Origin of the sequence: Pseudomonas sp. CFBP 8758, assembly GCF_014841725.1 — a bacterium.
In the GTDB taxonomy this organism is placed as follows: domain Bacteria; phylum Pseudomonadota; class Gammaproteobacteria; order Pseudomonadales; family Pseudomonadaceae; genus Aquipseudomonas; species Aquipseudomonas baltica.
Map to the genome: position 1 here is coordinate 31,115 of NZ_JACYUK010000002.1, position 24,825 is coordinate 55,939.

22 protein-coding genes are annotated in these 24,825 nt (G+C 62.6%); 11 read left to right on the forward strand and 11 right to left on the reverse strand.

Annotated elements, in window-relative coordinates:
• Positions 1 to 9 precede the first annotated feature (9 nt).
• The 3 genes from IFT75_RS03935 to IFT75_RS03945 all read right to left on the reverse strand — a co-directional run bounded on the left by IFT75_RS03935 (position 10) and on the right by IFT75_RS03945 (position 4,253).
• Positions 10 to 1,173 carry a hypothetical protein gene (locus tag IFT75_RS03935; RefSeq protein ID WP_185794122.1) on the reverse strand — a complete coding sequence of 388 codons (1,164 nt, stop codon included), beginning with the start codon at positions 1,171 to 1,173 and terminating at the stop codon, positions 10 to 12.
• Positions 1,170 to 3,686 carry a TcfC E-set like domain-containing protein gene (locus tag IFT75_RS03940; RefSeq protein ID WP_185794121.1) on the reverse strand — a complete coding sequence of 839 codons (2,517 nt, stop codon included), beginning with the start codon at positions 3,684 to 3,686 and terminating at the stop codon, positions 1,170 to 1,172. The genes IFT75_RS03935 and IFT75_RS03940 overlap by 4 nt, the downstream gene beginning before the upstream one ends.
• Positions 3,687 to 3,770: 84 nt before the next feature.
• Positions 3,771 to 4,253 (reverse strand): CS1 type fimbrial major subunit, encoded by a 483-nt coding sequence (locus IFT75_RS03945; protein WP_185794120.1) that lies wholly within the window; start codon positions 4,251 to 4,253, stop codon positions 3,771 to 3,773.
• Between the two features lie 243 nt (positions 4,254 to 4,496).
• On the opposite strand from IFT75_RS03945, the gene moaC reads away from it, so the two are divergent.
• The 3 genes from moaC to moaE are packed head-to-tail and all read left to right on the forward strand — an operon-like array spanning position 4,497 to position 5,660.
• On the forward strand, positions 4,497 to 4,970 hold the full coding sequence (gene moaC, locus IFT75_RS03950) for a cyclic pyranopterin monophosphate synthase MoaC (protein WP_192053472.1): 474 nt from the start codon (positions 4,497 to 4,499) through the stop codon (positions 4,968 to 4,970).
• On the forward strand, positions 4,967 to 5,209 hold the full coding sequence (locus IFT75_RS03955; protein ID WP_185794119.1) for a MoaD/ThiS family protein: 243 nt from the start codon (positions 4,967 to 4,969) through the stop codon (positions 5,207 to 5,209). The genes moaC and IFT75_RS03955 overlap by 4 nt, the downstream gene beginning before the upstream one ends.
• 1 nt (position 5,210) lies before the next feature.
• Entirely contained in the window at positions 5,211 to 5,660 is a 450-nt protein-coding gene (gene moaE / locus IFT75_RS03960; RefSeq protein ID WP_192053474.1) for a molybdopterin synthase catalytic subunit MoaE, read from the forward strand.
• A 178-nt stretch (positions 5,661 to 5,838) separates the two neighbouring features.
• Here the strand turns inward: moaE and rhlB are convergent, their stop codons facing one another.
• Positions 5,839 to 7,278, reverse strand: a complete 1,440-nt coding sequence (gene rhlB, locus IFT75_RS03965) for an ATP-dependent RNA helicase RhlB (RefSeq protein ID WP_192053476.1) — start codon at positions 7,276 to 7,278, stop codon at positions 5,839 to 5,841.
• A 375-nt stretch (positions 7,279 to 7,653) separates the two neighbouring features.
• On the reverse strand, positions 7,654 to 8,310 hold the full coding sequence (locus IFT75_RS03970; protein ID WP_192053478.1) for an alpha/beta hydrolase: 657 nt from the start codon (positions 8,308 to 8,310) through the stop codon (positions 7,654 to 7,656).
• 468 nt (positions 8,311 to 8,778) lie between these two features.
• Here IFT75_RS03970 and IFT75_RS03975 point away from each other — a divergent pair, with 468 nt between their 5' ends.
• The 7 genes from IFT75_RS03975 (at position 8,779) to IFT75_RS04005 (ending at position 16,263) form a co-directional block, all read left to right on the forward strand.
• Complete coding sequence (locus IFT75_RS03975) at positions 8,779 to 9,807, forward strand: amino acid ABC transporter substrate-binding protein (protein ID WP_122479633.1); 1,029 nt, start codon at positions 8,779 to 8,781, stop codon at positions 9,805 to 9,807.
• 64 nt (positions 9,808 to 9,871) lie between these two features.
• Positions 9,872 to 11,053, forward strand: a complete 1,182-nt coding sequence (locus tag IFT75_RS03980; protein WP_192053480.1) for an amino acid ABC transporter permease — start codon at positions 9,872 to 9,874, stop codon at positions 11,051 to 11,053.
• Positions 11,054 to 11,063: 10 nt separating this feature from the next.
• Positions 11,064 to 12,161, forward strand: a complete 1,098-nt coding sequence (locus IFT75_RS03985) for an amino acid ABC transporter permease (protein ID WP_043186351.1) — start codon at positions 11,064 to 11,066, stop codon at positions 12,159 to 12,161.
• Between the two features lie 10 nt (positions 12,162 to 12,171).
• The gene (locus tag IFT75_RS03990; RefSeq protein ID WP_043186354.1) at positions 12,172 to 12,936 is read left to right on the forward strand and encodes an amino acid ABC transporter ATP-binding protein; all 765 of its coding nucleotides are present in this window, start codon (positions 12,172 to 12,174) and stop codon (positions 12,934 to 12,936) included.
• Between the two features lie 505 nt (positions 12,937 to 13,441).
• A complete protein-coding gene (locus tag IFT75_RS03995; protein WP_192053482.1) occupies positions 13,442 to 14,665 on the forward strand; it encodes an MFS transporter in 1,224 nt (407 codons plus the stop codon).
• Positions 14,666 to 14,699: 34 nt separating this feature from the next.
• Positions 14,700 to 14,975, forward strand: a complete 276-nt coding sequence (locus IFT75_RS04000) for a GIY-YIG nuclease family protein (RefSeq protein ID WP_192053484.1) — start codon at positions 14,700 to 14,702, stop codon at positions 14,973 to 14,975.
• Positions 14,976 to 15,327: 352 nt separating this feature from the next.
• The gene (locus tag IFT75_RS04005; protein ID WP_192053486.1) at positions 15,328 to 16,263 is read left to right on the forward strand and encodes a glutathione S-transferase family protein; all 936 of its coding nucleotides are present in this window, start codon (positions 15,328 to 15,330) and stop codon (positions 16,261 to 16,263) included.
• 91 nt (positions 16,264 to 16,354) lie between these two features.
• Here the strand turns inward: IFT75_RS04005 and yejK are convergent, their stop codons facing one another.
• Entirely contained in the window at positions 16,355 to 17,362 is a 1,008-nt protein-coding gene (gene yejK, locus IFT75_RS04010) for a nucleoid-associated protein YejK (protein WP_192053488.1), read from the reverse strand.
• Positions 17,363 to 17,770: 408 nt separating this feature from the next.
• Here yejK and IFT75_RS04015 point away from each other — a divergent pair, with 408 nt between their 5' ends.
• Positions 17,771 to 18,052, forward strand: coding sequence for an HU family DNA-binding protein (locus IFT75_RS04015; RefSeq protein WP_122479627.1), 282 nt, complete (start codon positions 17,771 to 17,773; stop codon positions 18,050 to 18,052).
• Positions 18,053 to 18,212: 160 nt separating this feature from the next.
• On the opposite strand, the gene rlmF is transcribed toward IFT75_RS04015, so the two are convergent.
• The 5 genes from rlmF to IFT75_RS04040 all read right to left on the reverse strand — a co-directional run bounded on the left by rlmF (position 18,213) and on the right by IFT75_RS04040 (position 24,789).
• Positions 18,213 to 19,166: a 23S rRNA (adenine(1618)-N(6))-methyltransferase RlmF gene (rlmF, locus tag IFT75_RS04020; protein ID WP_192053490.1), complete on the reverse strand. Its 954-nt coding sequence runs from the start codon at positions 19,164 to 19,166 to the stop codon at positions 18,213 to 18,215.
• A 123-nt stretch (positions 19,167 to 19,289) separates the two neighbouring features.
• Positions 19,290 to 22,136, reverse strand: a complete 2,847-nt coding sequence (locus IFT75_RS04025) for a valine--tRNA ligase (RefSeq protein ID WP_192053492.1) — start codon at positions 22,134 to 22,136, stop codon at positions 19,290 to 19,292.
• A gap of 220 nt (positions 22,137 to 22,356) precedes the next feature.
• Positions 22,357 to 22,740, reverse strand: coding sequence for a DNA polymerase III subunit chi (locus IFT75_RS04030; RefSeq protein ID WP_192053494.1), 384 nt, complete (start codon positions 22,738 to 22,740; stop codon positions 22,357 to 22,359).
• Positions 22,741 to 22,747: 7 nt separating this feature from the next.
• On the reverse strand, positions 22,748 to 23,176 hold the full coding sequence (locus IFT75_RS04035; RefSeq protein WP_122479623.1) for a DNA polymerase III subunit chi: 429 nt from the start codon (positions 23,174 to 23,176) through the stop codon (positions 22,748 to 22,750).
• 122 nt (positions 23,177 to 23,298) lie between these two features.
• On the reverse strand, positions 23,299 to 24,789 hold the full coding sequence (locus IFT75_RS04040; protein WP_192053496.1) for a leucyl aminopeptidase: 1,491 nt from the start codon (positions 24,787 to 24,789) through the stop codon (positions 23,299 to 23,301).
• Positions 24,790 to 24,825 lie beyond the last annotated feature (36 nt).

The window sequence follows — 24,825 nt, forward strand, 5'->3', positions numbered from 1 at the left end:
GAAGGCTCCTCAAGGGTTGGCGTCATAGATGATGGTGACCCAGCCGCTGTATCGGGCGCCGGGGTAGCGCAGCATGGCTTCGGCCGAGGTGCCGCTGACGTCGAAGTGCAAAGTACCCGGCGCATTGCTCGCAGTGCCGGTGGGGACAATGGTCTTGGCGTAGTTGCGGCCATCCAGCACCGGTAGCCGATCGACCGGCATGCCATTGCTCTGGAAAGCACCCGGCAGGGTCAGCGCCACATCGAGTGGTACGTAATGCTCGGCAGCCTGATTCTTGAGCAGGCACTGGTCACGCCGTTCTGGGTATTCGCAGGCCAGGTAGATGCTGAAGGGGCTGCCAGCCCAAAGGCGCAGCGGCGTGTCGTGATACAGACGGACAGGCGCCCTGCTGGTGTTCATCACGCTGGTCCAGCTGCCTTGGGGGGCAAGCCTGATTTCGGTACCGTGGGCCGGGAAATCGACGCGCATTTCATGCATCACCTTGAAGCTGATGCGCACGCGGAACTGATCGGTACTGGGGTCCAGGATATTGCCGAAGTCGAAGTCCTGGCCCAGCCCCACACGGTAGTCGGCAATGCCTTCCCAGTCGCCGGGGGCCAGCGAGCCCACCGGTGGGAAATCGGGCCTTACCGAGATGCCGGTGTTGGTGAATTCCGAATCCTCCACATTCGGATTGCCGGATTTGGTCGAGAAACAGGGAGCCGGGTTGGTAGTGTTCAAGGCGTGCCAGAGAAACCGGGAATAGCCCGGCCCGCCACCCAGGCTGCCAAATACGCCGCAGCCATTCGGCGAGCCGTTGACGACCGTCTCGTGCTCCCAGCTGACTCGCTGGCTGAATTGATAGAACGCCAGGAACATGGTGGCGGTTTCGCCGGTGAGCCGGTTCTGCAAGGTGATAGCGCGCCGTGCCGGCAACCGGACGTAGACCTTGTCGCGCGCATCGGGTGAATTCACATCTACGCGTTTGCGATAGGTAATAGGCAGGTTCGTCGACCATGAAGTGGCGCAGAAACTGCCACCTCCGAAGTGATTGCAGTAGCTGGCATTGGGCGTCGTGTTGACGAACCGGGTCCCCTCGATTCGCGCAGTGAAGGCTATCTCGTTGGCCGTGGCCTGGGGTGTGAAGGGCAGGGCCAGCAGCAAGGTGGCTGCCATGGCGCGAAGCGTGTTCATCCTGCATCTCCTTCATGATTGTTGCCGGTTGCCGCGAGGGTGTCTGGGCTGCACTGTTGATCGCCCACCATCAGCACTTCGTTTTCACGCTGGGCGTTCTTCTCGTCGAGCTTGAGGAAACATAGGCGTGCGCCACTGCGGCGCACCTCCAGGGTGGGCGTGGATTCGCTCATTTCCACGGCGAAGAAACCGTCCGCCTCGCTCAGGCTGCGGCTGGCATGATTGATGACCATGGCACCCTTGATCGGCGCACCACCGGCATCGAGCAGACGCCCCAGCACGGTGACCGTGCGCATGATGCGCACTTTCTGGTAGGTCACTGCGCCACGGTTGAGGTGGTAACTGAAGCTCGACGGCTGGATCACCGCGGCATGGGCTTCCAGGCCTTCGAAGTCCATCAGCACCTGGCCCGGTCGATAGGCGCGCAACGGCAGGATATTGCGCCCTGGCCGCAGTGTGGCGCTGGGGCCCTGCAGGCTGTCGGCGCGCACGCGCAGGTTGTCCAGGTCGGATTCGACGTCGACGATCATGCCGGCTTCGTAGGGTTGGAAATCACCACTGATGGCGGCTTTACCGGCCCCCACGGCGACGGTGCTTTCCAGGTTCAGGCCGCCACTGACGGCGTGGTCGTAGGACGAGTTCTGCACATAGGCATCGCCGTACACCATGCTGTTCTGGAACTGCACATTGGCCGCCAGGGCGGCCCCGTAGCGATCGCCGGTGAGGGTGCCGGCGACGTTGCGCAGGGTGTGATGCTCCAGGCTTTGCTGGTAGGTCACCGAGACGTTGCGATCGCGAGTGCCGTCCAGCGCCGTGCGGCTACCCAAGGTGGCGGACAGGCGTCGCCCTTCCTGCCCCAGGCTCATGCTCAGGGTGAAATTGACCCCACGATTGCGGGCGCCGTCGGTGGCGAGCGTGCCGGGGCGGTCGAACACCGAGGCACGCCAGTTGGCGTCCGAGCCCATCAGTTTGCCGTGGTACACCAGGCCCAGGTCCACGGAGGTGCCGGCGTAAAGACCGTCGTCGCGGGCGATGCGGGTATGGGTGCTGAAGCGCCGATCCATTCGGTGCTGCCAGGACAGTGAAGTCTGGATGACCTGTTGGCCCGGTCGCGGCTCGCGTTCGCCGCGCAGTCGTGGGTAGCGCTGCCAGCTCTGGTTGCGGCTCAGCACCAGGTTGCCGGCACGGTAGTTCCACAGCGCCTGCAGGTCGTAACCCTGGCCGTGTTGGTCGGTGTGATACACATTGGCGTACAGCTTGGTGCTTTGCAGGGCGTCCCAGTCGGCGGAAAGCCCGTATTGGGTGTAGTCGCCCACGCGCTGCAACGAGCTGCCGAGCACCACCCGCGAGTGCGCCAGGTAGTTGAGCAGCACACCGCTGCTGAGGCTGTCATCGCTGTCTTCTTCCCAGTTGCTGAGCAAGGTGCGGCGCTGGCCCAGATAGAGGTTGTAGCGCCATGGCTGGTCGGGGTTGCTCCAGTTCGACGGCTTGTAGATGAATGCTTCGTTGCTGGCGGTTGTCTGCCCATCCTCGATCAGGCGCACTTCGACGTCATAAATGCCGCCGGGCAGCACTTTGGTATCGATGGCTTGCAGGCCCGGTTGCACTGGCTGGCTGTTGATCAGCACGCCATTGCGGTAGATCTCCACCACGCCGGGGCGGTTCGGGGTGACATAGATGGGGGTGGCGCTGGGGGTGGCGTTGTCCACGGCCAGGCTGTCGCTGCTGCCGTACATGACACCCAGGGCGGTCAGGGGCGTGTCGCCCAGCAGGCGCGGCTGGCGGGTCAGGCCCTGGGCGTCGGGCATGAAATAGCCGAGGCGATAGAAGTGGCCCTGGTCCATGCGCTCGGCGTAGAGCTGGTCGACACGATGGCGGGTACCGTAGCGGTCGTCGTCACTGCGATCGGCCTGCAGTTGGGCCAGGGTGGTCCAGTCACCGAGGCTGCCTTGGCCCTGCAGCGCGTAGCGCCCGACTTGTTCGAAGCGTCCGGCGGAAATGTTCAGCTGATTGCGCAGAATCATGCCGTGACTGCCGTGCTCGGGCAGGGCGTGATAGCGTTGGTCTTGCGCAGTGCGTTCCACCGTACGGGTAAGAATGGACAGGCGCGAGTCGTACAGGCTGTAGTGCAAAGCCACCAGGTCGTCGCGGCAGCTCTGCGTGCAGTTGCCCAGCGGCACGGGGTCGGCCAGGTAATCGGCCCATCGCTGGCGCAGCGGATCGGGCGCACGGCCTTCTTCGTCCGCGGTGAACTCGATCAGTTGCACGCGCTCCTGGCGGTCCAGGGTGATCAGGGCTTCACCCAGGCCGCGTCCATCCAGATCGACGTGCACGGCCAGCGGCACGTCGTAGAAATGCTCGTTGAACTCTCGTGGCAACCCCTGGGCCTGGCTGGACAGGGCCGTAGTGGCGATGTTCGTGTTGCCTGTCACGGTGGTCGGGGACAGTGCCACCAAGGACAGCAGGCCCAGCGCCAAAGGGCCGGTGAACACCGTTGGGGTGATTCTAGTCATGGTTGTCACACAGGCAGAGGTCGCCCTGCCGGGCACACGGGTGCCCGGCGGGGCAACGTTCAGAACACGGGGTTTGAAACGAGGTCAGACCGGATCAGGCGTTTCGAAGACCAGGTTGACGGTGCCCTGGTAGGTGCCCGGAACGTAACCGGCAGATGGCTTGGCGCCGGCGGTCACCAGAAAGTCGACCACGGTGCCGGCAGCGGCATCGGCTACGTTGGCGACGATTTCAGAGCTGGTGCTCAAGGCCTGGTTGCCCACCTTGACGTTCAGACCAATGGAGTTGGACCCGCTGGTCATGGTCGGGCTGTTGAGCAGTTTGGCTTTGATGGCCCCGCTGGTGCTTTTCATGGTCAGTTGCTTGCGGATCGGCTCCAGGCTGCCGTCCACCGGCTTGAAGCTCATGTTCTGTGGCTCGTTCATCCAGTTGCCACCCAGTGGCTCTACGATGAATTTGTCGGTGGGCACGGTAGCGGTCACGGTCACGGTGTGATCGATACGCTGGTCGGCCATGGCACTGCCGGTGAACAGCAGGGCCAGTGGCAGCGCGAGGACTGAAGATTTCATTGGGTACGACTCCTTGATTTCGATGTGAGCAGCAGGTGCGCGCTGCTGGTCGAACCGACCTTAGGCTGAGGTTCTTCCGGTCGGTTGGCAGCGCGAGGGAGAATTGTGCCGGGCGCAGGGCGGTCAAAAAGTCGGACGGTTCCCAAACTTTGTGGGATCCGTCCTACAACGCGACGCTCGAGGTTTTGTGCAACGCAGCTGTTCCGGGGCTACAATCGTCGCTTCTGGAACAGGAGCAAGGCAGTGCTGACTCATCTCGATTCCCAAGGTCGCGCCAACATGGTCGACGTCACCGACAAGGCCATGACTTCCCGCGAAGCGGTGGCCCAGGCGCGTATCCGCATGCTGCCGCAGACCCTGCAGATGATCGTCGAGGGTGAGCATCCCAAGGGCGATGTCTTCGCCGTGGCGCGCATCGCCGGCATTCAGGCAGCGAAGAAAACCAGCGACCTGATTCCGCTCTGTCACCCGCTGATGCTCACCAGCGTCAAGGTCGAACTGGCCGCCGACGGCGCGGACGCCGTGCTGATCACCGCTCGCTGCAAGCTGGCCGGGCAGACCGGGGTCGAGATGGAAGCGCTGACGGCGGCCAGCGTGGCGGCCCTGACCATTTACGACATGTGCAAGGCGGTCGACCGCGGCATGGTCATCGAACAGGTGCGCCTGCTGGAGAAACAGGGCGGCAAGAGTGGGCATTTCAAGGCGGACGTTTCATGAACTACACCGTGTTGTATTTCGCCCGCTATCGCGAGCTGCTGGGCACGGGCGAGGAAGTGGTGACGGGTGAATTCGCCAGCGTCGACGCGTTGCGCGAATTTCTCATCCTGCGCGGCGACCGCGAGGTACTTGCGGAGAAAGGCCTCATGTGTGCTCGCAACCAGGAGATGTGCGGGCTGGCCGAACCTTTGTTCGATGGCGATGAAGTGGCATTCTTTCCCACCGTGACCGGAGGTTGAGATGAGTGTTCGCGTGCAACATGAGCCGTTCGACCCCGGCGCTGAACTCAATGCCCTGCACCAGGCCAACACCGGCGTGGGCGCCGTGGTGAGCTTTGTCGGCTACGTGCGCGATTTCAACGACGGGCTGGAAGTGCGCGGGATGTTGCTGGAGCATTATCCGGGCATGACCGAAAAAGCCTTGGACAAGATCATCTTCGAGGCGGCGCAGCGCTGGCCGTTGCTCAAGCTTGCGATACTGCACCGGGTGGGCGCGCTGGCGCCGGGCGAGCCGATCGTGTTCGTCGGCGTGGCCAGCGCCCATCGTCAGGCGGCGTTCCAGGCGTGCGACTTCGTCATGGACTATCTCAAGACCCGGGCGCCGTTCTGGAAAAAGGAGAACACCGAAGATGGCCCGCGCTGGGTGCAGGGACGCGATAGCGACGAGGCAGCAGCGCAGCGCTGGGAGTGATTGTCCGCCCATGCGCTGAGGCAGGTTGGAACGGGGTGCGGCTTTCGCGGCCACGGACCGCTCCTGCAGGGGGCTTGAGTACATTCGTAGGAGCGGCCATCGGCAGCAAAGAGGGCGGCGCGGTTAGGCCGCTAAATCGCGGTGCGGCTTTCGCGGCCGCGGACCGCTCCTACAGCGGTCAAGGGTGCTTGGTTTCGACGGGTTTCAGCAGCTCGGCGGACGGCATTTCGAAGTTGATCTTGCGACCCAGCAACGCCTCGATCGATGGGAGCTGGTAGGAATCGTCTTCGCCGGCGAAGCTGATCGAAACACCGCTGCTGCCAGCCCGGCCAGTACGCCCGATGCGGTGAACGTAGTCATCCGGCACTTCGGGCAAGGTGAAATTGATCACATGGCTGATGCCGTCGATGTGGATGCCGCGGCCCGCCACATCGGTGGCCACCAGCACGCGAATCTTGCCTTCGCGGAACCCTTCCAGGGTCTTGATACGCTTGTGCTGCGGCACATCGCCGGACAGTTGCGCGGCATTCACGCCATCGCGCACCAGACGCTCTTCGATGCGGCGGACTTCGTCCTTGCGGTTGGCAAACACGATGACGCGCTCCCAGTCGTTGCTGGTGACCAGGTTGTAGAGCAGTTTGTATTTGTCGCTGCCAGCCACTGCATACACATGCTGCTCGACGCTTTCGCTGGCCACGTTTTCCGGCTCGATCTCGACGATGGCCGGGTCGGTGGTCCACTGCTGGGCGAGGTTCATCACGTCTGCGGTGAAAGTGGCGGAGAACAGCAGGGTCTGGCGTTCCTGTTTGGGTGGCGTCTGGCGGATGATCTGGCGCACCTGGGGTATGAAGCCCATGTCGAGCATGCGGTCGGCTTCATCGAGCACCATCACCTCGACCATGTCCAGGTGCACTTCGCCGCGCTGGTTGAAGTCCAGCAGGCGGCCGGGGGTGGCAACCAGGATGTCGCAATGGCGTGCTTCGAGCTGCTTGAGTTGCTTGTCGAAGTCCATGCCGCCGACGAACGTCATCACGTTCAGGCCGGTGTACTTGGTCAGGTCCGCGGCGTCCTTGGCAATCTGCACCACCAACTCACGGGTCGGCGCGATGATCAGCGCGCGCGGCTCGCCCATGAAGCGCTCCTTGGGCGGAGGGGTCTGCTGCAGTTGGGAGATGATCGACACGAGGAAGGCAGCGGTCTTGCCGGTGCCGGTCTGGGCGCGGCCGATGGCGTCGCGGCCCTCGAGCGTGTAGCCCAGCACCTGGGCCTGGATCGGTGTGCAGTACGGAAAACCCAGGTCGTGGATGGCGTGCATCAGCTCGTCGGTGAGCGCGAAGTCGTGGAAGCGTGTCTTGCCTTCCTGCGCTTCCACCTGAAAATCGGTACGGCTCCAGGCAGGCGCGACGGGTTTGGGCTGACGGACCCGCACAGGCTTTTCATCGGCGATCACGGTCGGTGCGGGTGCTTCGGGTTCGGGGCTGACGCTGGGGGCTGGCGCAACGGCGGCCGGCTGGGTCGATGCGTGGGTGTCGACGGGTAGGGCGCGGGTGGCGCCAGTGTCGGCTGCAAGGGGTTGCGCCTCGCTTTTGCCGAACATCTTCTTGAGTGCTTTGAGCACAGGCTTCTCATCGATTGGTTGAGGAATGAACGTCAGGCAGTGTAATGCAAGAATCGAGCACGACGATAGAAGAGTGGTGGGGACGTACGGTGGCCGCTGTGTGGCCGGTACTGCGCGGCGCCTGCTTCGCGGCCGATGACCGCTCCTACGAGACGACCGCGAACCTATGTAGGAGCGGCCCGCGGCCGCGAAGGGTGCGCTGCGGTTCGCCTGACACACCGCGGCGCCTGCTTCGCGGCCGATGACCGCTCCTACGAGTCGACCGCGAACCTATGTAGGAGCGGCCCGCGGCCGCGAAGGGTGCGCTGCGGTTCGCCGGACACACCGCGGCGCCTGCTTCGCGGCCACAGGTCGCGCCTGCGGATGTGCAAGGTGTCAGTGCAACCGTTCGGCCAGCCAGTCGCCGATGTCGGCGATCTCTTGCGGTAACACTTGGTGACCCATGGGGTATTCCTGCCACGCTGCGTCCACGCCCCAGCGTTTGAGGTATTCATAGGCGCTGCGGCCCATGGCGTTGATCACTACTTCGTCATTCTGCCCGTGCAGGCACAGCGCCGGCGTGCGCTGCTGGCTGGCGGCCAGTTCGATTTGTTCGTCGAAAGTCGGAGCGTAGGTCGACAGCGCCAGCACTCCCCCAAGCGGACCCTGCCAAGTGATATAGGCCGTATGTAATGCCACCGCGCCACCCTGGGAAAAGCCTGCGATGAAGATCCTTTCGGGCGGGATGCCGCTGGCCTGCTGCTCCTCGATCAGCCCGCAAAGCATCTGCGCAGACGCCTCCAGCTGGCTTTGGTCGATGGCCCGTGCAGGACTCATGGCAATGATGTTGTACCAGCTGGGCATGGCGTAGCCGCCGTTGATCGTCACTGCGCGAGTGGGTGCCTGCGGCAGTACGAAACGTGTTCCCTGCAATCGTTGCTGCAAGGCTTCCGCCACGGGCAGGAAGTCATATCGGTCAGCGCCTAGGCCATGCAGCCAGATGACACAGGCGTCGACGCTGTTGTCGGGTTCGATGATCAAGGGGTCGGTCATGGTTGCTCCGTTGTGAGGCGCCCGCTCTGTTTGAGTGCAGTGCAACGAGGCGCGATGGTGCGATCTCTGAAGAAGATGTCGCAAGGCTACAAGTTTTTCTATTGACGTGCATTTAAACGCTGATGCGATTCACTATGGTACGACGCTTGCTATGTAACTGGCGTAATACCAGCATCGTCATCGGCGGTAACACTATAGAACCGTTATGGACTGACGCAGAGTAGTCAACGACGATGCGGAAAAATTTGCCGATGATCACCAGAGACGCCGCAGTCCACTGCGTCGAACCTTGCGGGGAGCGGGGGCAAGCGTTGCATATCCCGGTCGGGCCATCCGGTCGGTCGGGTTCATCACTTGTATTGCGATTGAAGCTTTGACCCAACAACAAGCCGACACGGGTCGACAGCGCCTCATTTAGGTGCAGCGCAATTCAAGCTCGGACACAACAAGAGCAACTGGAGGTTTTGAATGAAGATGTTGAAATCCACCCTGGCTGTACTGACCGCTGCGACCGTTCTGGGCGTAAGCAGCTTCGCTCAGGCGGGTGCCACTCTGGACGCCATCCAGAAGAAAGGTTTCGTACAGTGCGGCGTCTCCGACGGCCTGCCTGGTTTCTCCGTTCCTGATGCTTCGGGCAAGATCGTCGGTATCGACGCCGACGTCTGCCGCGCTGTCGCGGCTGCCGTGTTCGGTGATGCTACCAAGGTCAAGTTCAGCCAACTGAATGCCAAGGAGCGCTTCACTGCGCTGCAGTCCGGTGAAATCGACATTCTGTCGCGCAATACCACCTGGACCAGCTCCCGCGATGCGGGCATGGGCATGGTCTTCGCCGGCGTCACCTACTACGACGGCATCGGCTTCCTGGTGAACAACAAGCTGGGCGTGAAAAGTGCCAAGGAACTGGACGGCGCCACCATCTGCATCCAGGCCGGTACCACCACCGAGCTGAACGTGTCCGACTACTTCCGTGGCAATGGCCTGAAGTACACCCCGATTACCTTCGACACCTCCGACGAAAGCGCCAAGTCCCTGGAAGGCGGCCGTTGCGACGTATTGACCTCCGACAAGTCGCAGCTGTTCGCCCAGCGCAGCAAGCTGGCCGCGCCGAACGATTACGTCGTGTTGCCGGAAACCATCTCCAAGGAGCCGCTGGGCCCAGTGGTACGCCGCGGTGATGAAGACTGGCTGGCGATCGTCAAGTGGACCCTGTTCGCCCAGCTCAACGCTGAAGAGGCAGGCGTGACTTCGAAGAACGTCGAAGCCGAAGCCAAAGCCACCAAGAACCCTGACGTGGCACGCTTGCTGGGCGCCGATGGCGAATACGGCAAGGATCTGAAACTGCCGAAGGATTGGGTCGTGCAGATCGTCAAGCAGGTCGGCAACTACGGCGAGATGTTCGAGCGCAACCTGGGCGCGAACACCCCGCTGAAGATCGATCGTGGCCAGAACGCTCTCTGGAACGCTGGCGGTATCCAGTACGCACCTCCGGTGCGCTGATCGGCCCGGCGCCTGACGGCACGTTGCCGTCGGGCGCTGTTCTCCATCTCTCCTGGGGCTTTCCATGCAAAATCAAATCGGCGCACCCAAGCAGGGGTTATCCCTGACTGATCCACGTGTGCGTGCGTGGCTTTTCCAGATCATCACCATTGTGGCGGTGGTCGGTATGGGCTGGTTTCTGTTCGACAACACACAGACCAACCTGCAACACCGGGGCATCACTTCCGGCTTCGACTTCCTTGAACGCAGTGCCGGCTTCGGCATTGCCCAACATCTGATCGACTACACCGAATCGGACAGCTACGCGCGCGTGTTCCTGATCGGCCTGCTCAATACCTTGCTGGTGTCGATCATCGGCATCATCCTGGCGACCGTGCTGGGCTTCGTGATCGGCGTGGCGCGACTGTCGCCCAACTTCATGATCAACAAGCTGGCGACCGTCTACATCGAGGTGTTCCGCAACATCCCGCCGCTGCTGCAGATCCTGTTCTGGTATTTCGCGGTGTTCCTGACCCTGCCGGGTCCGCGCGCGGCACATGGTTTCATGGACAGCTTCTACGTCAGCAGCCGTGGCTTGAACATGCCGGCCGCGCTGGCGGCGCCAGGCTTCTGGCCATTCGCTATCAGCGTGGTGGTAGCCATCGTGGGCGTCGTACTGATGTCCAAGTGGGCCACCAAGCGCTTCGAGGCCACCGGCCAGCCGTTCCACAAGTTCTGGGTGGGCCTGGCGATCATCATCGTATTGCCGGTCCTGTGCGCGCTGATCTTCGGCACGCCGGTGCATTGGGAGAAACCCGAGCTCAAGGGCTTCAACTTCGTCGGTGGCTGGGTATTGATCCCGGAACTGCTGGCCTTGACCCTGGCCCTGACCGTGTACACCGCGGCGTTCATTGCCGAGATCGTGCGCTCGGGCATCAAGTCGGTCAGCCACGGCCAGACCGAAGCGGCCCACTCGCTGGGGCTGCGCAACGGCCCGACCCTGCGCAAGGTGATCATCCCGCAGGCCCTGCGTGTGATCATTCCGCCACTGACCAGCCAATACCTGAACCTGGCGAAGAACTCTTCCCTGGCAGCGGGTATCGGTTACCCGGAAATGGTTTCGCTGTTCGCCGGTACCGTGCTCAACCAGACCGGTCAGGCGATCGAAGTCATTGCCATCACCATGAGCGTGTACCTGGCGATCAGTATCAGCATTTCCCTGCTGATGAACTGGTACAACAAGCGCATTGCGCTGATCGAACGGTGAGGATGAGCGCATGACGACCCATATTTTCAAACCCGACCAGCCACCACCGAGCAAAGTCTTCGGACCTGTTGCGTGGATGCGCCGGAACCTGTTTTCCAGCTGGCTCAACACGCTGCTGACCCTGCTGTCGCTGTACCTGATCTGGCTGATCGTGCCGCCGCTGTTGAGCTGGTCGATCTTCGACGCAAACTGGGTCGGCACCACCCGTGCCGACTGCACCAAGGAAGGCGCCTGCTGGGTGTTCATCCAGCAGCGTTTCGGTCAGTTCATGTATGGCTATTACCCGCCCGAACTGCGCTGGCGCGTCGATCTGACCGTGTGGCTGGCAGTGCTGGGTGTGGCGCCGCTGTTCATGTCGCGGTTCAAGCGCAAAGCGGTCTATGGCATCGGCTTCCTGGTGCTGTACCCGGTCATCGCCTACTTCCTGCTGCACGGCGGCGCGTTCGGCATGCCGACCGTGGCAACCAGCCAGTGGGGTGGCCTGATGCTGACCCTGGTGATCGCTACCGTGGGCATCGCTGGCGCCTTGCCGCTGGGGATCCTGCTGGCGTTGGGCCGGCGTTCGAAGATGCCGGCGGTGAAGGTGGTCTGCGTGACCTTCATCGAGTTCTGGCGCGGCGTGCCGTTGATCACCGTGCTGTTCATGTCTTCGGTCATGCTGCCGCTGTTCCTGCCCGAGGGCATGAACTTCGACAAGTTGCTGCGGGCGCTCATCGGGGTCATCCTGTTCCAGTCCGCCTATGTAGCCGAAGTGGTGCGCGGTGGCATGCAGGCGATTCCCAAGGGGCAGTACGAGGCGGCCTCGGCCATGGCGCTGGGCTACTGGCGCAGCATGGGCCTGGTGATCCTGCCGCAGGCCTTGAAGATGGTCATCCCGGGCATCGTCAACACCTTCATTGCATTGTTCAAGGACACCAGCCTGGTGATCATCATCGGCCTGTTCGACCTGCTCAACAGTGTCAAGCAGGCGGCAGCCGACCCGGCATGGCTGGGCATGGCAACGGAGGGCTACGTGTTCGCGGCCCTGGTGTTCTGGATCTTCTGTTTCGGTATGTCCCGCTACTCCATGCATCTGGAGCGCAAGCTGGACACTGGCCACAAGCGTTAGGAGCTTAATCATGAGTGAAGCGATCAAGAAACCGGCGGGCGCACCGGGCATCATCCAGATGCAAGGCGTGAACAAGTGGTACGGCCAGTTCCACGTGCTCAAGGACATCAACCTGAACGTGGCCCAGGGCGAGCGCATCGTCCTGTGCGGGCCCTCGGGCTCGGGCAAGTCGACCACCATCCGTTGCCTGAACCGCCTGGAAGAGCATCAGAAGGGCACCATCATCGTCGACGGCGTGGAGCTGACCAACGATCTCAAGCAGATCGAGACGGTACGGCGCGAAGTGGGCATGGTGTTCCAGCACTTCAACCTGTTTCCTCATCTGACTATCCTGCAGAACTGCACGCTGGCGCCGATGTGGGTGCGCAAGATGCCCAAGCGCCAGGCCGAGGAAATCGCCATGCATTACCTGGAGCGCGTGCGCATCCCGGAGCAGGCGCACAAGTTCCCCGGGCAGCTGTCCGGTGGCCAGCAACAGCGCGTGGCCATTGCGCGGGCGTTGTGCATGAAGCCCAAGATCATGCTGTTCGACGAACCGACTTCGGCGCTCGATCCGGAAATGGTCAAGGAAGTACTCGACACCATGATCGGCCTGGCCGAAGACGGTATGACCATGCTCTGCGTGACCCACGAAATGGGCTTCGCGCGCACCGTGGCGAACCGGGTGATCTTCATGGACAAGGGCGAGATCGTCGAACAGGCCGCGCCGAACGACTTCTTCGATAACCCGCAGAGCGACCGGACCCGGATGTTCCTGAGCCAGATCCTGCACTGATTGCCGTTTGCGGCACACGAAAAACCCGGGCCTGTGCCCGGGTTTTTTCGTATCAGGTCTGCCGCACCGCAGCGCCTGCTTCGCGGCCGATGACCGCTCCTACGGGGAATGTGGGAACGGTGTAGGAGCGGTCCGTGGCCGCGAAGGGTGCGCTGCGGTTCGCCGGATACACCGCGGGGCCTGCTTCGCGGCCGATGACCGCTCCTACGGGGAATGCGGGAACGGTGTAGGAGCGGTCCGTGGCCGCGGAGGGTGCGCTGCGGTTCGCCGGATACACCGCGGCGCCTGCTTCGCGGCCGATGACCGCTCCTACGGGGAATGCGGGAACGGTGTAGGAGCGGTCCGTGGCCGCGAAGGGTGCGCTGTGGTTTCGATGGCACCCTGCTGGCTGGGCATTTGCCATTGCTGGCAATACGCTCTACGCTTCCTCGCTCAAAGCCGTATCCAAGAGACCATCAGGCGTTCGCGTTCTGGCAATGGTCCGCACTTTCGTTTCTGGACCCTTATGCCTACTGCCAACTGTACCGCTTCGAGCAGCGACGTCGTGACGCCGTTGCATAAACCCTGGTTGCTGATCCTTGGCCTGGTGCTGGTGGCGCTGAACCTGCGTCCGGCCTTGTCGAGCATGGCGCCCTTGCTCGCGCAGGTCTCGGCCAGTCTCGGCCTGAGCGGCTCGACGGCCGGCCTGCTGACCACGCTTCCGGTTCTGTGCCTGGGTCTGTTCGCACCCTTGGCGCCTCTGCTGGCACGGCGTTTCGACAGCGAACGGGTGGTCTTGGGTGTGTTGCTCGTGCTGGCCGCCGGCATTGCCCTGCGCAGCCAATTAGGGGTGTGGGGATTGTTCATCGGCAGCCTGGTGGCCGGCGGCAGCATCGGGATCATCGGCGTGTTGCTGCCTGGCATAGTCAAGCGCGACTTCGCCCGACAGGCCGGGACGATGACCGGCGTCTACACCATGGCGCTGTGCCTGGGGGCAGCGCTGGCCGCCGGTTCCAGCGTTCCCCTCAGCCAGTATTTCGATGACAGCTGGCGCATCGGTCTGGCGTTCTGGATGGTGCCTGCATTGCTGGCGGCCGTGTTCTGGCTGCCCCAGACGCGGCAAAAGCACGGCGTCCAGCGTGCCCGCTATCGTGTCAGTGGCTTGTTCCGCGATCCCTTGGCCTGGCAGGTCACGCTGTTCATGGGCTTGCAGTCGTCGCTGGCCTACATCGTCTTTGGCTGGCTGCCGTCGATCCTGATCGGCCGGGGCTTGTCTGCCGCCGAGGCAGGACTGGTCATGTCGTTCTCGATCATCGTGCAGTTGCCCAGCGCACTCACTGTGCCTTGGCTGGCCACCCGAGGTCGTGATCAGCGCTTGCCGATTGTCGCGGTGATGGCGATGAGTCTGGCCGGTTTGTTCGGCCTGCTTTACGCACCATTGAGCGGGATATGGGGCTGGGCGATCGTGCTCGGGCTGGGGCAGGGCGGAGTGTTCGCACTGGCGTTGACCCTGATCGTGCTGCGCTCGCGGGACGCCCATGTGGCAGCCAACCTGTCGAGCATGGCTCAAGGTGTGGGCTATACCATCGCGTCGATGGGGCCCTTCGCGGTAGGGTTGGTGCACGACATGACGGGCGGCTGGAGCGCAGTCGGGTGGGTGTTTGCCGTGATTGGCATCGCCGCCACGGCGGCGGGTATGGGGGCCGGGCGTACGCTGCATGTGCGTGCGGTGGCGACGAAGGTGGAATGATGCCGCGGGTTTGCCTACAGGCGTTGCTGAATCAATGACCGACATCACGCCACCCAAGCCCTGGTATGTCTACCTGGTCCGCGCGGCGAATGGCTCGCTCTACTGCGGCATCAGCGACGACCCGCAGCGCCGTTTCGCCAAGCACCAGAGTGGCAAGGGCGCGCGTTTTTTTCTCTCCAGCCCGGCAGTGGCATTGGTGTACTACGAAACCTGGCCCAGCAAAGGTGAAGCGCTGCGCCACGAGCGGCTGATCAAGCGCCTGCGCAAAGTTGCCAAGGAGCATCTGGTAGCGTCTTTCCGCCCCCTGTAGCAGCGGCGCGAGCCGCGTCCGGTGGCACCGCGTTCATTCAGGCACAGCGCATACACCGCCGACGCGGCTTGCGCCGCTGCTACAGAGCACGCAATCCCTGTAGCAGCGGCGCGAGCCGCGTCCGGTGGCAGCGCGTTCATGCAGGCACAGCGCATACACCGCCGACGCGACTTGCGCCGCTGCTACAGAGCACGCAATCCGTGTAGCAGCGGCGCGAGCCGCGTCCGGTGGCACCGCGTTCATGCAGGCACAGCGCATACACCGCCGACGCGGCTTGCGCCGCTGCTACAGGGGTATGTGCTCTGCGCGCGGGCGAGTAAGCTGTGAGCTTTCCCACCCTGCTGGAGCCGATATGTCCGACTTGATCCTGCATCACTATCCGACCTCGCCGTTCGCCGAAAAGGCCCGCCTGATGCTCGGCTTCAAAGGGCTCGCGTGGCGTTCGGTACTGATTTCGCCGATCATGCCCAAACCCGATCTGACGGCGTTGACCGGTGGCTACCGCAAGACCCCGGTGTTGCAGGTGGGCGCCGATGTGTATTGCGACACGGCCCTGATCGCTCGCCGTCTGGACCAGGAAAAAGCCTTCCCATCGCTGTTGCCCCAAGGCCAGGAACTGACTGTCGCCACCTTCGCCGCCTGGGCCGATTCTGTGCTGTTCCAGCATGCCGTCAGCCTGGTATTTCAACCCGAGTCCATCAGTGCCCGTCTGGCGCGCCTGCCGGAAGACGCCGCCAAGGCGTTCATCGCCGATCGCATGGCGCTGTTCCAGGGTGGTACGGCCACTCGTTTGTCGGTCGAGCAGGCCAAGCATCAGTGGCCGACGTTCATGACGCGCCTGGAACAGCAGCTGCAGGACGCAGAAGGCGATTACCTGTTTGGCGAACCTACTTTGGCAGATTTCTCCCTGGCCCATCTGTTGTGGTTTCTCAAGGGCACGCCGGTCACTGCACCGCTGGTGGATATCTATCCCGCCATTCATGCCTGGCTGGGGCGCGTGCTGGGCTTTGGCCACGGCACCTACAGTGACCTGAGTGCCGATGAGGCGCTGGCGATAGCCAAGGCGGCTACTCCGGCAGCCTTGCCTACGGAAACGTTCGAAGACCCCAATGGGTTCAAGGTTGGTGATCAGGTAAGCGTCGCGGCAGTGGACTACGGCGTCGACCCCGTGCGGGGAGAGTTGTTGTTTGCCGGGGCCGAGGAATTGATCATCAGGCGCGAAGACGAGCGCGCCGGCGTGGTGCATGTGCATTTCCCACGCGTCGGTTTTGCCCTCGCGAAGCAGTAACGGCCTTACGTTCAGCGCGTTACACCGAGGCGCCTGCTTCGCGGCCGGTGACCGCTCCTACGGGGTGCAGGCGCACCGCTGTAGGGTCAGGTCAGTCCTTGCGGCGTTTGAGCTGGTCGGTCAGTTGGGACGGCAGGCCCTTGATGATCAAGGTGCCGGCCTCTTCATCGTATTCGATCTTGGAACCCAGCAAATGGGCTTCGAAACTGATCGACAACCCCTCGGCGCGCCCGGTGAAGCGGCGAAACTGGTTGAGGGTGCGCTTGTCCGCCGGGATCTCGGGCGACAAGCCGTAATCCTTGTTGCGGATATGGTCATAGAAGGCCTGCGGGCGGTCTTCATCTATCAGCCCCGACAACTCCTTCAACGTCACCGGCTCGCCCATCTTGCTCTGACTGGTGGCGTAGTCCACCAAGGTCTGGGTTTTCTCCCGTGCGGACTCTTCGGGCAGGTCTTCGCTTTCGACGAAGTCGCTGAAGGCCTTGAGCAGTGTCCGCGTTTCTCCCGGACCGTCGACGCCCTCCTGGCAGCCGATGAAGTCGCGGAAATACTCCGAGACCTTCTTGCCGTTCTTGCCCTTGATGAACGAGATGTACTGCCGCGACTGCTTGTTGTTCTGCCACTCCGACAGGTTGATGCGGGCCGCCAGATGCAACTGCCCCAGGTCCAGATGCCGCGACGGTGTGACGTCGAGCTCGGAGGTCACCGCCACGCCCTCGCTGTGGTGCAGCAGCGCAATGGCCAGGTAATCGGTCATGCCCTGTTGGTAGTGCGCGAACAGCACATGCCCGCCTGTGGATAGATTCGATTCTTCCATCAGTTTCTGCAGGTGCTCGACGGCCGTGCGGCTGAACTGGGTGAAGTCGCGACCCTCGTCCAGGTAGTCCTTGAGCCAGCCGCTGAAAGGGTGCGCGCCGGACTCGGCATGGAAGAAGCCCCAGGCCTTGCCCTGCTTGGCGTTGTAGCTTTCATTGAGGTCGGCAAGCAGATGTTCGATGGCGCTGGACTCGGCCAGCTCGCTGTCGCGCGCGTGAAGCACGGCAGGTGTGCCGTCGGGTTTCTTGTCGATCAAATGGACGATGCAGTGACGGATCGGCATGGGCTTCTCGGCTGGTCTGTTTGACGGGCACGGTGGACGTGGCGGGCCGTGCGGCAAAGGGGCGAAGTGTAACGTAGATAGGGGTTTTACGGCTTGCTGGTGACGGGCGCGTGCGCTGAAACGACGAAATCGTCTACTTTTCGGCCAAACCCATGATAAAGCTGAATAAAAGGACCGCTTGTGGCGGATATTTGTCTGGCTCTGTGCTAGTTTTGCCCGGTCTTGCGGCCCACAAGGCCGTGAAGCCCCGCAGAGAGCGGCTTTCGAGTCGAACCAAACGCCATTCTGGGTATCTACAATGGCGATTGGCATGACCGAAACGTGAGCCCCGGCGGACGTCGCACGCCCGGCTCCGACTTACGCTGCACTTTGCAATCCAATTGAATTTGATAGGGAAGGTACACCACCATGGCATTAACCAAAGACCAACTGATCGCCGATATCGCTGAAGCTATCGACGCGCCGAAAACCACCGCGCGCAACGCTATCGAGCAGCTGGGCCAGATCGTTGCCGATCAATTGGAAAATGGCAACGAGATCACCTTGCCTGGTATCGGCAAGCTGAAGATCACCGAGCGTCCTGCCCGTACCGGCCGTAACCCTTCGACCGGCGCTGCCATCGAAATCGCTGCCAAGAAAGTCGTCAAGTTCGTCCCAGCCAAAGTGCTGACCGATTCCGTCAACAAGTAATTGTAACGGCTCGACGAACCGTGCCGCGGGTCAACCCGGGCGCGGTTTTTTTGTGCCCGCGAAATGTACCCAACCCTGTGGGAGCGGGCTCTGCCCGCGAAGGGCGCGCCGCGGTACGCCTGATACACCGCAGCGCCTGTTTCGCGGCCGATGAACGCTCCTACGATGTGTGTAGTGAGGTAAACCAGCTGTTACGCCCCTGTTCGGGCAGGAAGGTCCAGGCGACGAAGCGGCTTTGCTTCTGGCCTTGACCCATTTCCACCACGCGTACCTGCGCCGCCTGGACCTTGCTCAGGGTCGCCTGGATGGCCGCAAGGTTGGAAGCCTTGGACACCAGCGTAGAAAACCACAACACCTGCTTGCCCAGCGCCACGCTTTCGTTGATCAACTGGGTCACGAAGCGAATCTCGCCCCCTTCACACCACAGCTCGTTGTTCTGCCCACCGAAGTTCAGCACCGGCAGCTTGCGCTTGGGATCGGCCTTGCCCAGTGCACGCCACTTGCGCTGGCTACCACGCGTGGCATCCTCCAGCGAAGCATGGAACGGTGGGTTGCACAGGGTCACGGCGAACCGTTCCTCGGCGCCTATCAGTCCCTGCAGAATCTGCCGTGGCTGGCCCTGCAGGCGCAGAGTGATGGCCTTGCCCAGCTTGTTCGCCTGGACGATGGTATTGGCCGAAGCCAACGCCACCGGGTCTATGTCGGACCCCACGAACTGCCAGCGATAGTCACTGTGCCCCAGCAATGGATAGATGCAGTTGGCGCCCACACCTACATCCAGTGCCTTGACCGCAGTGCCTCTGGGAATCTCTGCTCCGTTGCTTTCGGCCAGCAGGTCCGCCAGGCAATGCAGATAATCGGCGCGCCCGGGGATGGGCGGGCAGAGGTAACCCGCCGGAATATCCCAGTGCCGAATGCCGTACAACGCTCCGAGCAGGGCCCGATTGAATACCTTCACCGCTGCCGGGTCGGCGAAGTCGATGCTTTGCTTGCCATACGGGTTGAGAATGACGAACCGGGCGAGGTCCGGGTGGGCCTTGATCAGTTGCGGGAAATCGTAGCGGCCCTGGTGGCGATTGCGCGGGTGCAGGGTGGGTTTTTGCGGGGTGGACATGGGGAGGTTACCGGTGAGGCTGCCGGCCTCTTCGCGGGCAGAGCCCGCTCCCACAGGGATCTACTGGGTTGCATAGATCTCTGTGGGGGCGAGCAGCGCCCGCGATGAGGCCCGCAAGACGAATTACAGGCTGGCGATCCGCGCGTGCTGTTCGGCCAGCTTGGTCAATGCCTGTTCGGCTTCGGCCAGTTTGGCGCGCTCTTTGTCGATGACGGCGGGAGGCGCCTTGTCGACGAAGGCCGCATTGGACAACTTGCCGCCCACGCGTGCCACTTCACCATTCAGGCGCTGGATCTCCTTGTCCAGACGCGCCAGTTCGGCGTCCTTGTCGATCAGGCCTGCCATGGGCACCAGCACTTCCATCTCGCCGACCAGTGCGGTGGCACTCAGAGGCGCCTCCTGGCCATCGGCAAGCACGGTGATGGATTCCAGCTTGGCAAGCTTGCGCAGCAAGGCATCGTTCTCCTGCAGGCGACGCTGGTCCTGGCTGCCGGTGTTCTTGAGGAACAGGGCCAGCGGCTTGCCTGGACCGATGTTCATCTCTCCACGAATGTTGCGCACGCCCAGCATCAGGCCCTTGAGCCACTCGATGTCGTCTTCGGCCGCCGTATCGATGCGGCTTTCGTTGGCCACCGGCCAAGGCTGCAGCATGATCGTCTTGCCCTGCACACCGGCGAGCGGCGCCAGGCGCTGCCAGATTTCTTCGGTGATGAACGGCATGAACGGATGCGCCAGGCGCAGGGCTACTTCAAGCACGCGCACCAAGGTGCGGCGAGTACCGCGCTGACGCTCGATCGGAGCGTTTTCGTCCCACAGCACAGGCTTGGACAGCTCCAGGTACCAGTCGCAATACTGGTTCCAGATGAACTCGTAGAGCGCCTGGGCAGCCAGGTCGAAACGGAACTGGTCGAGGTGGCGGGTCACTTCGGCTTCGGTGCGCTGCAGTTGCGAGATGATCCAGCGATCGGCCAGCGACAGCTCGTAGGCTTCGCCGTTCTGGCCGCAATCCTCGCCCTTGTCGAGCACGTAGCGCGCCGCGTTCCAGATCTTGTTGCAGAAGTTGCGATAGCCTTCGACGCGGCCCATGTCGAACTTGATGTCACGACCGGTGGACGCCAGCGAACAGAAGGTGAAGCGCAAGGCGTCGGTGCCGTAGCTGGCAATGCCGCCTTCGAACTCGTCGCGGGTCTGCTTTTCGATCTTCTTCGCCAGTTTGGGCTGCATCAGGCCGCTGGTGCGTTTTTCCACCAGGGCTTCGAGCTCGATACCGTCGATGATGTCCAGCGGGTCAAGCACGTTGCCCTTGGACTTGGACATCTTCTGGCCCTGGCCGTCACGCACCAGGCCATGCACGTAGACGGTCTTGAACGGCACCTGCGGCGTACCGTTCTCGTCCTTGACCAGGTGCATGGTCAACATGATCATCCGGGCGACCCAGAAGAAGATGATGTCGAAACCGGTGACCAGCACGTCGGTGCTGTGGAATTTCTTCAGGAATTCGGTCTGTTCCGGCCAGCCCAGGGTGGAGAAGGTCCACAGGCCCGAGCTGAACCAGGTATCCAGTACGTCGTTGTCCTGGTTGAGCGTCACGTCGGCGCCCAAGCCGTGCTTGCTGCGCACTTCCTCTTCGCTGCGGCCGACATAGACCTTGCCGGACTCGTCGTACCAGGCTGGAATGCGATGGCCCCACCAGAGCTGGCGGCTGATGCACCAGTCTTGGATGTCACGCATCCAGGAGAAGTACATGTTTTCGTACTGCTTGGGTACGAACTGGATGCGTCCGTCTTCCACGGCAGCGATGGCTGGCTCCGCCAAAGGTTTGGTGGACACGTACCACTGGTCCGTCAGCCAAGGCTCGATGACCGTACCGGAGCGATCACCCTTCGGCACTTTCAAGGCGTGGTCGTCGACGCTGACCAGCAGGCCGGCGGCGTCGAACGCGGCGACGATCTGCTTGCGTGCCTCGAAGCGGTCCAGGCCGGCGTATTCGCCGGGCAAGGTGCCGTCCACGCTGTCGTTCAGGGTGCCGTCGAGGTTGAACACCTGGGCACTGGCCAGCACCTGGGCATTCTTGTCGAAGATGTTGAGCAGCGGCAGGTTGTGGCGCTTGCCGACTTCGTAGTCGTTGAAATCGTGGGCCGGGGTGATTTTCACGCAACCGGTACCGAACTCAGGGTCGCAATAGTCATCCGCGATGATCGGAATGCGACGGCCCACCAATGGCAGTTCGACGAACTTGCCGATCAAGGCCTGGTAGCGCTCGTCGTTCGGGTTCACCGCGACGGCGGCGTCACCGAGCATGGTTTCCGGGCGCGTGGTGGCGACGATCAGGAAGTCATTGCCTTCGGCAGTTCTGGCGCCGTCTGCCAGCGGGTACTTGAGGTTCCAGAGGAAACCCTTTTCGTCGTGGTTTTCCACTTCCAGGTCGGAGATCGCCGTGTGCAGCTTGGTGTCCCAGTTGACGAGGCGCTTGCCGCGGTAGATCAGGCCGTCTTCGTGCAGGCGCACGAACGCTTCCTTGACCGCTTCGGACAGGCCGTCATCCATGGTGAAGCGTTCGCGGCTCCAATCGACCGATGAGCCGAGGCGGCGAATCTGGCGGCTGATGTTGCCACCGGACTGGTCTTTCCATTCCCAGATCTTTTCCAGGAATTTTTCCCGGCCCAGATCATGGCGATTCAGCCCCTGGGCTTCGATCTGACGCTCGACCAGCATCTGCGTGGCGATGCCAGCGTGGTCGGTGCCAGGCTGCCACAGGGTGTTGCGGCCCTGCATGCGACGAAAACGGATCAGCGCGTCCATGATGGCGTTGTTGAAACCGTGGCCCATGTGCAGGCTGCCAGTCACGTTCGGCGGCGGAATCATGATGGTGTAGGAGTCGCCGGCACCTTGCGGGGCGAAATAGTTCTCGGCCTCCCAGGTCTGGTACCAGGAAGTTTCGATAGCGTGCGGCTGGTAGGTCTTATCCATGCGCGGCGGGACCCTATAAGGCATTTATTCAAAGAAAGCCGGGAAGTATAGCGGGGATATGGCGGCTATGGGAGGGAGGCGGGCTGCGTAGGAGCGGTCCGTGGCCGCGATGGGCGCGATTCGGTATGGCTGACACACCGTAGCGCCTGTTTCGCGGCCGATGACCGCTCCTACGGTGGTAGGCGAGCGGTCCGTGGCCACGAAGGCGCGGGGGAGGGTATCAGCCCTGGTTGAGCAACCTTTCCATGCGCGCTTCGAGGCGGCGCTTGATTTCGGTTTCGATGTGAGGCGCGAAGTCGTCGATCACATCCTGCATGATCAACTGGGCCGCGGCGCGCAGTTCGGCGTCCAGGTGCAGCAAGGTATCCTGGCGATTCTGCGCCGGGCTGGGTGCCGCTGCCGGTTCCAACGGCAGGGCCGCCGGTGCATTGGCCACGGGTTCGTCGTGCAGTTCGAACAGCAACGGCACCTCGGGTTCGCTGCGAACCACGGCGTCGGTCAGCAACGGTGGTTGCAGAGTGTCGTCGCCGAGCAGCTTGCGGATCGACTCGAGGTCGTCCAGCAGGTGTACGGATTTGGGCAAAGGCTTGGTGTTGTTGTCCATCTTGGGCTCAAAGTCGCGATAAGCGGTGGTCTTGCAGAGGATAGCCTTGTTCACGGTAGAAACGAAAACTCTCCCGGGCGGCCTGACGAATAGCAGGGTCTTCGACGACAATTTCGGCAACGCGCGCGAACTGGCTGGCAAAGCCTGGAACGTTCAAGGCCAGATTGATCAGGAGATCGTCATGGCCTGCCGCCTGGGCTGCGATGCCCAATGTGACGGGCGCGTGAGGGCCATCCTCTTCAAGGCTGTGGGGCACGAAGCTTTCACCCTTGAAACTCCACAGGCGTGCGTCCAGTGCTTCGCGCTGGGCAGCGTCGGTGCAATGAACGTACACCCGGTGGCCCAACCGCCAGGCTTTTTCAGCCAACTTGCAGGCGAAATCCAGGCGTGCGGCGGGCAGGGGAGTGGGCAGAACATAGAAGTCGACTTGGGGCATGGTGTGTTCCTGGTGCTTGAGACCGAGTCGCCCTCTTCGCGGGCAGAGCCCCCTCCCACAGGAAGCATGCTTGTGTGGGAGCGGGGCTCTGCCCGCGAAAAGACCGACGCGGACTTGAGGCATTACACCCCGGCGCGGTCCAGCAGGTACTGGGTGAGCAGAGGCACCGGACGACCGGTGGCGCCCTTGTCCTTGCCGCCACTGACCCATGCCGTGCCGGCAATGTCCAGGTGCGCCCACTCGTAGGCCTTGGTGAACCGGGACAAGAAGCAGCCCGCGGTGATGGCGCCGCCCTTCGGCCCGCCGATGTTGGCGATGTCGGCGAACGGGCTGTCCAGTTGCTCCTGGTACTCCTCGAACAGCGGCAGCTGCCAGCAGCGGTCGTCGGCCTGCTTGCCGGCTTCCAGCAGTTGGCCGACCAAGGCCTCGTTGTTGCTCATCAGGCCCGTGGTATGGCCACCCAGAGCCACAACGCAAGCACCGGTCAAGGTCGCGATGTCGATCACCGCGCGCGGGTTGAAGCGCTCTGCGTAGGTCAGCGCGTCGCACAGCACCAGACGGCCTTCGGCGTCGGTGTTGAGAATTTCCACGGTCTGCCCGCTCATGGTTTCGACGATGTCGCCAGGGCGCGTCGCGCGATCACTGGGCATGTTCTCGGCGCAGGCCATCAGGCACACCAGGTTGATCGGCAGCTCCAGCTCCAGCACGGCGCGCAGGGTGCCGAACACGCTGGCAGCACCGCACATGTCGTACTTCATCTCGTCCATGCCGGCGGCTGGCTTGATGCTGATGCCGCCGGTGTCGAAGGTGATGCCCTTGCCGACCAGCACGTACGGCTGCTCGGATTTCTTCGCGCCTTGATAGTTGAGCACGATCAACCGCGGTGGCTGCGCACTGCCCTGGGCTACGGCCAGGAACGCACCCATGCCCAGTTCCTTGAGCTTCTTCTCGTCGTGAATCTCGACCTTGAGGTTCTTGTGCGCCTTGCTCAGGCTCTTCGCGGCTTCGGCCAGGAAGCTGGGGTGGCACAGGTTGGGTGGCAGGTTGCCCAGATCCTTGGTGAAGCTCATGCCACTGGCAATCGCCTTGGCGTGGGCAACGGCGCGTTCGACGTCGGCCTGTCTGGATTTCTGGGTCAGCAGGGTGATCTTCTGCAAGGCACGTGGATCGGCCTTCTTGCTCTTGAAGCGATCGAACACGTACTCGCCATCGAGCAGGGTTTCTGCCAACAGGCGCGTTCTGCCATAGGCATCGCGGCCCTTGACGGTCAGTTCGTCGAAGGCAAACACGGCATCGCTGCCGCCCAGGTTCTTCAGTACGCCGTAGGCAGCGCTGGCCAGTTTGCGCCACGGGCGGTCGGCCAGTTCGTCGTCCTTGCCGCTGCCCACCAGCAGCAGGCGCTCGGCCTTGAGCGCCGGCACGCCCGGCAGCAACAGGGTCTGGCCCGCACGCCCGGCGATGTCGCCGCGCTTGAGTGCAGCGCTGATCAAGCCGCCGCTCAGGCCGTCGATCTTGCTGGCAATGGCGCCCAGGGCGCGTTCTTCGCCGATGGCGACGACCAGGGTCGCGGTTTTAACTGATTCGGCAGCAACGCTCTTTACAACCAATTCCATATCCAGAACCCCTGATTCTAGGTCGATGCTTGCGCA

Excerpts from the sequence above, each read along its gene's own strand:
- IFT75_RS03935 (WP_185794122.1), bottom strand. The coding sequence starts at position 1,173 with ATGAACACGCTTCGCGCCATGGCAGCCACCTTGCTGCTGGCCCTGCCC.
- IFT75_RS03940 (WP_185794121.1), bottom strand. The coding sequence starts at position 3,686 with ATGACTAGAATCACCCCAACGGTGTTCACCGGCCCTTTGGCGCTGGGC.
- IFT75_RS03945 (WP_185794120.1), bottom strand. The coding sequence starts at position 4,253 with ATGAAATCTTCAGTCCTCGCGCTGCCACTGGCCCTGCTGTTCACCGGC.
- IFT75_RS03955 (WP_185794119.1), top strand. The coding sequence starts at position 4,967 with ATGAACTACACCGTGTTGTATTTCGCCCGCTATCGCGAGCTGCTGGGC.
- moaE (WP_192053474.1), top strand. The coding sequence starts at position 5,211 with ATGAGTGTTCGCGTGCAACATGAGCCGTTCGACCCCGGCGCTGAACTC.
- IFT75_RS03970 (WP_192053478.1), bottom strand. The coding sequence starts at position 8,310 with ATGACCGACCCCTTGATCATCGAACCCGACAACAGCGTCGACGCCTGT.
- IFT75_RS03975 (WP_122479633.1), top strand. The coding sequence starts at position 8,779 with ATGAAGATGTTGAAATCCACCCTGGCTGTACTGACCGCTGCGACCGTT.
- IFT75_RS03980 (WP_192053480.1), top strand. The coding sequence starts at position 9,872 with ATGCAAAATCAAATCGGCGCACCCAAGCAGGGGTTATCCCTGACTGAT.
- IFT75_RS03985 (WP_043186351.1), top strand. The coding sequence starts at position 11,064 with ATGACGACCCATATTTTCAAACCCGACCAGCCACCACCGAGCAAAGTC.
- IFT75_RS03990 (WP_043186354.1), top strand. The coding sequence starts at position 12,172 with ATGAGTGAAGCGATCAAGAAACCGGCGGGCGCACCGGGCATCATCCAG.
- IFT75_RS03995 (WP_192053482.1), top strand. The coding sequence starts at position 13,442 with ATGCCTACTGCCAACTGTACCGCTTCGAGCAGCGACGTCGTGACGCCG.
- IFT75_RS04000 (WP_192053484.1), top strand. The coding sequence starts at position 14,700 with ATGACCGACATCACGCCACCCAAGCCCTGGTATGTCTACCTGGTCCGC.
- IFT75_RS04005 (WP_192053486.1), top strand. The coding sequence starts at position 15,328 with ATGTCCGACTTGATCCTGCATCACTATCCGACCTCGCCGTTCGCCGAA.
- yejK (WP_192053488.1), bottom strand. The coding sequence starts at position 17,362 with ATGCCGATCCGTCACTGCATCGTCCATTTGATCGACAAGAAACCCGAC.
- IFT75_RS04015 (WP_122479627.1), top strand. The coding sequence starts at position 17,771 with ATGGCATTAACCAAAGACCAACTGATCGCCGATATCGCTGAAGCTATC.
- rlmF (WP_192053490.1), bottom strand. The coding sequence starts at position 19,166 with ATGTCCACCCCGCAAAAACCCACCCTGCACCCGCGCAATCGCCACCAG.
- IFT75_RS04025 (WP_192053492.1), bottom strand. The coding sequence starts at position 22,136 with ATGGATAAGACCTACCAGCCGCACGCTATCGAAACTTCCTGGTACCAG.
- IFT75_RS04030 (WP_192053494.1), bottom strand. The coding sequence starts at position 22,740 with ATGGACAACAACACCAAGCCTTTGCCCAAATCCGTACACCTGCTGGAC.
- IFT75_RS04035 (WP_122479623.1), bottom strand. The coding sequence starts at position 23,176 with ATGCCCCAAGTCGACTTCTATGTTCTGCCCACTCCCCTGCCCGCCGCA.
- IFT75_RS04040 (WP_192053496.1), bottom strand. The coding sequence starts at position 24,789 with ATGGAATTGGTTGTAAAGAGCGTTGCTGCCGAATCAGTTAAAACCGCG.